This window comes from Nocardioides sp. (genome assembly GCF_030655615.1).
Taxonomy (GTDB): domain Bacteria; phylum Actinomycetota; class Actinomycetes; order Propionibacteriales; family Nocardioidaceae; genus Nocardioides.
This window is the reverse complement of sequence record NZ_JAURVJ010000226.1, coordinates 1-8,197: the sequence shown is the minus strand read 5'-3', so window position 1 is coordinate 8,197 and position 8,197 is coordinate 1. Positions and strand designations below refer to the sequence as shown.

General features: G+C 71.1%; 8 protein-coding genes. All 8 read right to left on the bottom strand.

The annotated features are described in order from the left end of the window. Positions 1-318 precede the first annotated feature (318 nt). The 8 genes from Q7T52_RS19805 to Q7T52_RS19775 all read right to left on the bottom strand — a co-directional run bounded on the left by Q7T52_RS19805 (position 319) and on the right by Q7T52_RS19775 (position 8,066). The gene (locus Q7T52_RS19805; RefSeq protein WP_304805274.1) at positions 319-963 is read right to left on the bottom strand and encodes a hypothetical protein; all 645 of its coding nucleotides are present in this window, start codon (positions 961-963) and stop codon (positions 319-321) included. Beyond that, complete coding sequence (locus Q7T52_RS20690; protein WP_370692350.1) at positions 960-2,021, bottom strand: OB-fold nucleic acid binding domain-containing protein; 1,062 nt, start codon at positions 2,019-2,021, stop codon at positions 960-962. Before Q7T52_RS20690 ends, Q7T52_RS19805 begins: the two co-directional genes overlap by 4 nt. Beyond that, positions 2,018-4,510 (bottom strand): DNA polymerase III subunit alpha, encoded by a 2,493-nt coding sequence (gene dnaE / locus Q7T52_RS19800; protein WP_370692349.1) that lies wholly within the window; start codon positions 4,508-4,510, stop codon positions 2,018-2,020. The genes Q7T52_RS20690 and dnaE overlap by 4 nt, the downstream gene beginning before the upstream one ends. Before the next feature lie 170 nt (positions 4,511-4,680). Continuing rightward, positions 4,681-5,220, bottom strand: coding sequence for a hypothetical protein (locus Q7T52_RS19795; RefSeq protein WP_304805273.1), 540 nt, complete (start codon positions 5,218-5,220; stop codon positions 4,681-4,683). 9 nt (positions 5,221-5,229) lie between these two features. Continuing rightward, a complete protein-coding gene (locus tag Q7T52_RS19790) occupies positions 5,230-5,691 on the bottom strand; it encodes a GNAT family N-acetyltransferase (RefSeq protein WP_304805272.1) in 462 nt (153 codons plus the stop codon). Further along, entirely contained in the window at positions 5,678-6,613 is a 936-nt protein-coding gene (locus tag Q7T52_RS19785) for an RluA family pseudouridine synthase (RefSeq protein ID WP_304805271.1), read from the bottom strand. Before Q7T52_RS19785 ends, Q7T52_RS19790 begins: the two co-directional genes overlap by 14 nt. Then, positions 6,610-7,236, bottom strand: coding sequence for a signal peptidase II (lspA, locus tag Q7T52_RS19780; protein WP_304805270.1), 627 nt, complete (start codon positions 7,234-7,236; stop codon positions 6,610-6,612). The genes Q7T52_RS19785 and lspA overlap by 4 nt, the downstream gene beginning before the upstream one ends. Next, complete coding sequence (locus Q7T52_RS19775) at positions 7,209-8,066, bottom strand: TraR/DksA C4-type zinc finger protein (RefSeq protein ID WP_304805269.1); 858 nt, start codon at positions 8,064-8,066, stop codon at positions 7,209-7,211. Before Q7T52_RS19775 ends, lspA begins: the two co-directional genes overlap by 28 nt. Positions 8,067-8,197 lie beyond the last annotated feature (131 nt).

Genomic DNA, 8,197 nt, shown 5'->3' with positions numbered 1-8,197 from the left:
TCGAGGAACTCCGGGCTGCTGCCGTAGGGGGGCGGCGGGGGCGGGCCGACCGGCTGGCCGCTCGGGGGGCCGGTCGGGGGGCCGGTCGGGGGGCCACTGGGAGGGCCGCTGGGAGGGCCGCTGGGGGGACCGACGGGCGGGTAGCTGCTGGACATGGGCCGTCTCTTTTCGGGCGGTGAGCCGCGGGAGGTCGCGCGTGGCTCGGAGCGAGTCGAACGGGTGGTACGACGCTCGCCTACCCGCTGGGGTTCCGGGTCAACCGCGAGGCGTCGCCGCAGTCTGACCCACCGAGGACTCGATCGGGGTGAGTTCGCGGGCTCAGCCGCGATGTGTCGGCGCGGCCGTGACGCCGGGTGTCCCCGGGCCGGCACCGGGTCCACCGAGCTCGACGCGCCGGGCGTTGTCGGCGCCGGCCGAGACGCCCGAGGTGAAGAGGTAGGTCGTCGCGAGCCCGACCAGGGCGCCGAACGGCCACGCCACGAACGGGCTGTGGCCCGACACGCGCAGGGCGCCGGGGAGCACGGTCTCGTCGGGCAGCACGAGCGCGAGCAGCCGCGGGTTGGCGGGGCTGCGCTCGAGACCGATGCGGTAGGCGAGGTAGCCCGCCAGCGCGCTGCCGACGAGGATGGCCGCCAGGGTCACGACCTCGGAGGCGCGGCAGGCGAACGCGGCGAGGATCCCGAGGGCGAGCCCGCCCAGGACGCCGATCACGACGTAGAGCGCGGTGCCGGAGAAGACGTGACCGATCGTCGCGTAGTCGAGGTAGAGCCACTCGCCGTCCTGGACCGCCCCCATCGGCGGGTCCCACAGCCGCGACCACAGGAAGCCGCCACCGACTCCGGCGGCGACGAAGACCGCGACGACCGCCAGGTTCTCGACGACGATCCGTCGCCAGCGACGCCGCGGTCGGGGGCGCGCGGGCGGGGCGGCGACAGCAGGGGTCGCCGGGAGGTCGGTGGTCACCCCGCCAGACAACCCGGTCCGAGCAGCTGCTTCAAGTCGGCGAAGAGGGCGGGGGTAGGCGTGACCCGGAGCCGGTCGTCGAGCCGCATGACCTTGGTCGACTGGCGCGACAGCAGGCGGAGGCGGACCTCGGTCATGCCGGGGTGGGTGCCGAGGACGTCCTTGAGCTGCTCGATGACGGGCGCGGTGCAGCGGGTCGAGGGCAGGCTGATCGTGACCGGGCCGCTCGGCCCCTCGGACAGGTCGGGCATCGAGACCTCCTGACCGTGGATCTCGGGCTGGTCCTTGCTCTTGGACAGCCGGCCCTTGACCGTGAGGATCGCGTCCTCCTGCAGCAACGGGCTCGCCAGCTGGTAGCTGCTGGGGAAGAGCAGCACGTCGATGGCGCCGTCGAGGTCCTCGAGGGTGATCATCGCCCAGGCGTCGCCGCGCTTGGTGATCTTGCGCTGCACCGAGGTGACCAGGCCGCTGATGGTGATCGGGGAGCCGTCGGTGCGCTCCTCGTCGAGCATGAGCTGTCCGATGGTGCAGTCGGTGCCCTGGGACAGGACGTGCTCGAGGCCGAGGAGCGGGTGGTCGGAGACGTAGAGGCCGAGCATGTCGCGCTCGTGGCCGAGCAGGGTCATCTTGTCCCACTCGTCGATGTCGGGGACCGTGACGTCGATGCCGAAGCCGGCCAGCCCGTCGTCCTCGTCGTCGAGCCCGGCGAACAGCGAGTCCTGCCCGATGGCCTCGTTGCGCTTGATGTCGACGTACTGGTCGACGGCGGTCTCGTGGATCGCGACGAGAGCACGGCGCTTGAGCTTCATCTCGTCGAACGCGCCGGCCTTGATGAGCGACTCGAGCACCCGCTTGTTGCAGACCAGGGCGGGGACCTTGCTCATGAAGTCGTTGAAGTCGGCGTAGCGGCCCTTGTCGGTGCGGCCGGAGACGATGCCGTCGACGACGTTGGCGCCCACGTTGCGCACGGCGGTGAGGCCGAAGCGGATGTCGCGGCCGACGGGGGTGAAGTCGGCGGCCGACTCGTTGACGTCGGGCGGGAGCACCTGGATCTTCATCCGGCGGCACTCGTTGAGGTAGATCGCCGACTTGTCCTTGTCGTCGCGCGTCGAGGTGAGCAGCGCCGCCATGTATTCGGCGGGGTAGTTGGCCTTGAGGTAGGCGGTCCAGTAGGACACCAGGCCGTAGGCCGCCGAGTGGGCCTTGTTGAGGCGTAGTCGGAGAACGGCAGCAGGGTGTCCCACAGGGCCTTGATGGCGCCGTGGCTGAACCCACGCTCGGTCATGCCGGCCGAGAAGCCCGCGAACTGCTTGTCGAGCTCCTCCTTCTTCTTCTTGCCCATGGCGCGACGCAGGATGTCGGCCTGGCCCAGCGTGTAGCCCGCGAGCTTCTGGGCGATCGCCATGACCTGCTCCTGGTAGACGATCAGGCCGTAGGTCTCGCCCAGGACGTCCTCGAGGGCCTCGGCCAGCTCGGGGTGGAGCGCCTCGACGGGCTCGCGACCGGTCTTGCGGCGGGCGTACTTGTTGTGCGAGTCGGCGCCCATCGGACCGGGCCGGTAGAGCGCGCCGACGGCGGAGATGTCCTCGAACGTGTCGGGCCGCATCGAGCGGAGCAGCGCCCGCATCGGGCCGCCGTCGAGCTGGAAGACGCCGAGGGTGTCGCCGCGCTGGAGCAACGCGTAGGTCGCCTCGTCGGTGAGCTCGAGGTCCTCGAGGACGACCGACTCGCCGCGGTTGGCCTGGATGTTCTTGAGGGCGTCGTCGAGGACGGTGAGGTTGCGCAGCCCCAGGAAGTCCATCTTGATGAGGCCGAGGTTCTCGCAGGTCGGGTAGTCGAACTGCGTGATCATCACGCCGTCGGCGGGGCGCTTGAGCATCGGGATGATGTCGAGCAGCGGCTCGCTCGACATGATCACGCCGGCGGCGTGCACGCCCCACTGCCGCTTGAGGCCCTCGATGCCCATGGCGGTGTCGACGACCTTCTTGACGTCGTGGTCGCCGTCGTAGAGCTGGCGGAACTCGCCGCCCTCGCCGAACCGCTTGTGCTGGGGGTTGAAGATCTCCTGGAGCGGGACGTCCTTGCCCATCACCGCGGCCGGCATCGCCTTGGTGATCCGGTCACCCATCGCGAACGGGTAGCCGAGGATGCGCGAGGAGTCCTTGACGGCCTGCTTGGCCTTGATCGTGCCGTAGGTGACGATCATCGAGACGCGCTCGTCGCCGTACTTGTCGGTGACGTAGCGGATGACCTCGCCGCGACGACGCTCGTCGAAGTCGATGTCGAAGTCGGGCATCGAGACGCGGTCGGGGTTGAGGAACCGCTCGAAGATCAGGCCGTGGACGAGCGGGTCGAGGTCGGTGATGCGCATCGCGTAGGCGACCATCGAGCCCGCACCGGAACCGCGGCCGGGACCGACGCGGATGCCGTTGTTCTTGGCCCAGTTGATGAAGTCGGCGACGACGAGGAAGTAGCCGGCGAAGCCCATCCGCGTGATGACGTCGATCTCGAACTCGGCCTGCTTGCGGACGTCGTCGGGCACGGCGCCCTTGTAGCGGACCTGGAGGCCGCGCTCGACCTCCTTGACCATCCAGGAGTCCTCGTTCTCGCCGGGCGGGCACGGGAACTTGGGCATGAAGGTGCCGCTGCCCTCGGTGAACGCGACGTCGCAGCGCTCGGCGATCAGCAGGGTGTTGTCGCAGGCCTCGGGGAAGTCGCGCCACAGGTGGCGCATCTCCTCGGCCGTCTTGAGGTAGTAGCCGTCGCCGCTGAACGCGAACCGCTGGCCCGGGCCGTCGCCGGCCGGGATGTCCATCGTCGAGCCGGAGTTGATGCACAGGAGGTGCTCCTGCGACGGCGCGTCCTCCTTGTTGACGTAGTGGGAGTCGTTGGTGGCCAGCAGCGGGATCTGGAGGTCCTTGGCCAGCCGCAGCAGCCCGTCGCGGACGCGGCGCTCGATGTCGAGGCCGTGGTCCATGAGCTCGAGGAAGTAGTTGTCGCGCCCCAGGATGTCCTGGAAGTCGGCGGCGGTCTGGCGGGCGGCGTCGTAGGCGCCGTGGCGCAGGTGGACCTGGACCTCGCCGGAGGGGCAGCCGGTGGTGCCGATGAGTCCCTTGCCGTGCTTGGTCAGCAGGTCGCGGTCGGCGCGCGGGTGCTGGAAGAAGCCGTCGCGCCACGCGCCGGTCGAGAGCCGGAACAGGTTGTGCATGCCCTCGGTCGTCTCGGAGAGCAGCGTCATGTGGGTGTAGGCGCCGCGCGAGGAGACGTCGTCGGGCCCGCCGCCGTAGAAGTTGACGCGCTTGCGCTCGAACCGGCTGATGTTGGGGGCCATGTAGGCCTCGATGCCGATGATCGGCTTGACCCCCGCGGCCTTGGCCTTGGAGTAGAACTCGTAGGCCCCGAACACGTTGCCGTGGTCGGTCATTGCGACCGCCGGCTGGCCCAGCTCGGCGGCTCGGTTGGCCAGGGCGCCGAGCCGCGCCGCCCCGTCGAGCATGGAGTACTCGGTGTGGACGTGGAGGTGGACGAAGGGGTCGCCGGTCGGCATCGGGTGGGCGCTCCTCAGGTCGTGCGTGCGGGCATGCTGACGCCCGGGTGACGGGCGATGAACGACAGGCCGGCGGGGGAAGAACGTCGATCCTGGGGGAAGGAACGCCAGCCTACGCGAGCCATCAGGTCCAGCGTGACAGCAACCACCGACGTTTTCGTCCCAGCGGGTCAGGTGGTGGCGAGCGACACGAGGAAACCCACGACACCGGCCAGCAGGAGCACCACGAAGGGAGCGACCCCGGCCCCGAGGAACGTCAGGACCTCGCACCGGCTGGCCCGGCCCTGGCCGCGGAGCATCCGACGGGCCCAGGGCAGCAGCCAGAGGAACGCCAGCGGCAGCAGCGGCAACGACACCGCCGCCCACCGGCCCCACACGTCGGAGCGGTAGGCCGCCTCGTCGGGTCCGTCGGCGCCGACGGTCACGACGTCGCCCGCGCCGGCCGCGAGCCGCGCCTCGACGACGTAGGGCTCTCCCCCGTCGTCGGGACGGAACTCACCGTGGCACGTCGCCCGCTGCTCGTCCTCGCCGACGACGTCGCGCGAGCAGCCGTCGACCACCAGCTCACCCTGCTCGCCGGTCAGGCCCCACGACCGGGCGATCTCGTGGCGCCCGGCGAGGACGAGGACCACCAGGACGAGCAGCAGGACGGCGGCGAACCCGAGCGCACCGCGACTGCGCTCGACGGGTGCCTTCTCGGCGTCGAACATCGGGCCCCCTCAGGACGAGGCAGGATCGTCCCACGACATCCGCAGGTCGGGCGAGCGTTCCTCGTTGTCGCTGCCGTCGGTGTGCTCGCGCTCGACGAGGCCGTGGCGCGCGTAGAAGGCGCGGGCCGGCAGGTTCATCTCGAAGACCCACAGCGAGAAGCCGGCCGGGCGGACGGCCTTGGCCACGTCGAGCAGCATCGAGCCGATGCCCTGGCCGGCGTGGGCCGGGTCGACGTAGAGGTCGTCCAGCCAGGTCTCGGTCAGCCGGACGTAGCCGACGACGTGGTCGTCGACCTCGGCCACCCACGCCTCGTCGTCGGCCAGCCGGGCGGCCAGGAAGGGCTCGGCCTCCTCGTCGGCGTGGACGCTCGACGGCATGGGAGCTGCTCGCCGCGCGGCGAGGTGCACCGCCGCGACCGCGGCCGCATCGTCGACGGTGGCCCGCCGGAGCTGGACGTCAGTGGGACTCACGGACGAGCTCGAGCGAGCGGGCGAGGTCGTCGGGGTAGGAGGAGACGTACTCGACCTGTTCGCCGGTGTCGGGGTGCTCGAAACCGAGCTTGACGGCATGCAGCCACTGGCGGGTCACGGCGAACCGCTTGGCCAGGGTGGGGTCGGCGCCGTAGGTGAGGTCGCCGACGCAGGGGTGCTTGAGCGCCGACATGTGCACCCGGATCTGGTGGGTGCGCCCGGTCTCGAGGTGGACCTCGAGCAGGCTCGCGAACCGGTGGGCCTCGAGCGTCTCGTAGTGGGTGACGCTGGGACGGCCGCCGTCGAGGACCGCGAAGCGGTGGTCTGCGCCGGGGTGCCGGGCGATCGGGGCGTCGATCGTGCCCTCGTGCGGGTCGGGATGGCCCTGCACCAGCGCGTGGTAGGTCTTGTCGACGGTACGCTCGCGGAAGGCGTTCTTGAGCACCGAGTAGGCGTGCTCGGACTTGCAGATGACCATGACGCCGGACGTGCCGACGTCGAGCCGCTGGACGATCCCCTGCCGCTCGGACGCACCGGAGGTGGCGATGCGGAACCCGGCGCCGGCGAGGTGGCCGACGACGGTGGGGCCGGACCAGCCGGGCGAGGGGTGCACGGCGACCCCGACCGGCTTGTCGATCACGACGATCGACTCGTCGTCGTGGATGATCCCGATGCCCTCGACGACCTCGGGGACGATCTCGAGCGGGTCGACCTCGACGGGGATCTCGACGTCGAGGTGGATGCCGGGCAGCACCCGGTCGCTCTTGCTCACCGAGGCGCCGTCGAGCAGCACCAGGCCGCGGGAGATCAGCTCGGCGGAGTAGGTGCGCGACAGGCCGAACATCTGCGCCATCGCGGAGTCGACGCGCTCGCCGGCGAGCGAGTCGGGCACGGGCAGGCTGCGGTGCTCCGAGTTGCTCACTCCGACCGCTCCCGCAGCACGTCGTCGGTGCGGTCGGCGCGGTCGGCGTCGGTGGGGTCGGCGTCGGTACGGTCGGCCTCGGCGCCGGCGACCTCGGCGGCCGTGTCGGCGTCGGCGCGGGTGCCGTCGAGGCGGATGCCGCGGAGCGCCTGGATGACGATCAGCGCAGCGGCGACGTTGATGCAGATGTCGGCGACGTTGAAGATCGGCCAGTTCGGGAGCTGGAGGAAGTCGACGACGTGGCCGCGCAGCGGGCTGGGGTCTCGCAGCAGCCGGTCGGTCAGGTTGCCGGTGATGCCGGCGAGCAGGAGCCCGAGGGCCACGGCCCAGGTCGCGCTGCCGATGCGTCGGGAGTACCAGAGGACGGCGAGCGTCGCGCCGATGGCCACGGCGGTGATGAGCGGCGTGAGACCCGTGCCGGTGCTGAACGCCGCACCGGGGTTGTAGGTCAGGTGGAGCTGCAGGACGTCACCGATCACGTGCACGTCGGGCTGACCCTCGAGCCGCTCGACGGCCAGGAGCTTGGAGACCTGGTCGACGGCGTAGGCCGCGAGGGCGATCGCCGCGAAGAGCAGGCGGCGCCGGAGTGATGGGCCTACCGGCGTTCCTCGCGCTGCTTGCATGTCATGCACAGTGTCGCACGCGGAAACGCCATCAACCGATTCTTCCCGATGGGGTTGCCGCACGACTCGCAGACCCCGTAGGTGCCGTCGTCGATGCGGGCCAGGGCCCGCTCGATCTGGGCGAGCTTGTCGCGCTCGTTGCTGAGCACGGTGAGCTCGTGGTCGCGCTCGAAGCTGGACGCGCCGAGGTCGGCCTGGTCCTGACCGGCCCCGTCGCCGGAGTCGCGCAGGAGCCCGGCGATCTCCTCCTCCATGGCCCCGACGATCTCGTTGCTGTGGGTGGTCTGCTCGTGGAGCTCGTCGAGGACCTCCTTGAGCTCGGCCTTGGTCCAGGCCGACTCGCCCTCCTGGACCACCAGGGCGCTCGGCGAGGCCTTCTTGGCCGCGGCCGTCTTCTTCGCCGGGGCCGCCTTCTTGGCGGGGGCCGCCTTCTTGGCCGGGGCCGCCTTCTCGGCCGGGGCCGCCTTCTCGGCCGGGGCTGGCTCGGTGACGGGAGCCGGCGTCGCCGGGGCCGCCGCCGTCTTCGCGGGGGCTGGAGCCTTCTTGGCCGGGGCCGCCTTCTTGGCCGGGGTCACGGCCTTCTTGGCGGGGGCCGCCGCCGTCTTCGCGGGGGGCGCCGCCTTCTTGGCGGGGGTCGCCGCCTTCTTGGCGGGAACAGGAGTCTTCTTCGCCGGCGCGGACTTCTTCGCGGGCGGCGCGACCTTCTTGGCGGGCGCGGCCTTCTTGGCCGGGGTCTTCTGGGCCGGCTCGGTGGTGGAGGCCGCGGCCTTCGGCGTACGGGTCAGCGCCTTGCGAGCGACCTGGGCGAGCTTGCGCGTGCTGCGAACCATCGGGACCGTGGCCCTTCCTCGTGCCGTGGCCACTGCGGAGTGCCACGGGCGGCACGACGGTAGCGGCTGGTGACGGGGGTCTCAACGAGGCGCCCCGCAGCCGGGACCGGCAATCGCGAGGTGCACGACGC

What these genes read in the sequence shown, in the direction of transcription:
- Q7T52_RS20690 (WP_370692350.1), bottom strand. Translation starts at nt 2,021, where the DNA reads ATGAAGATCCAGGTGCTCCCGCCCGACGTCAACGAGTCGGCCGCCGAC.
- dnaE (WP_370692349.1), bottom strand. Translation starts at nt 4,510, where the DNA reads ATGCCGACCGGCGACCCCTTCGTCCACCTCCACGTCCACACCGAGTAC.
- Q7T52_RS19795 (WP_304805273.1), bottom strand. Translation starts at nt 5,220, where the DNA reads ATGTTCGACGCCGAGAAGGCACCCGTCGAGCGCAGTCGCGGTGCGCTC.
- lspA (WP_304805270.1), bottom strand. Translation starts at nt 7,236, where the DNA reads ATGCAAGCAGCGCGAGGAACGCCGGTAGGCCCATCACTCCGGCGCCGC.
- Q7T52_RS19775 (WP_304805269.1), bottom strand. Translation starts at nt 8,066, where the DNA reads ATGGTTCGCAGCACGCGCAAGCTCGCCCAGGTCGCTCGCAAGGCGCTG.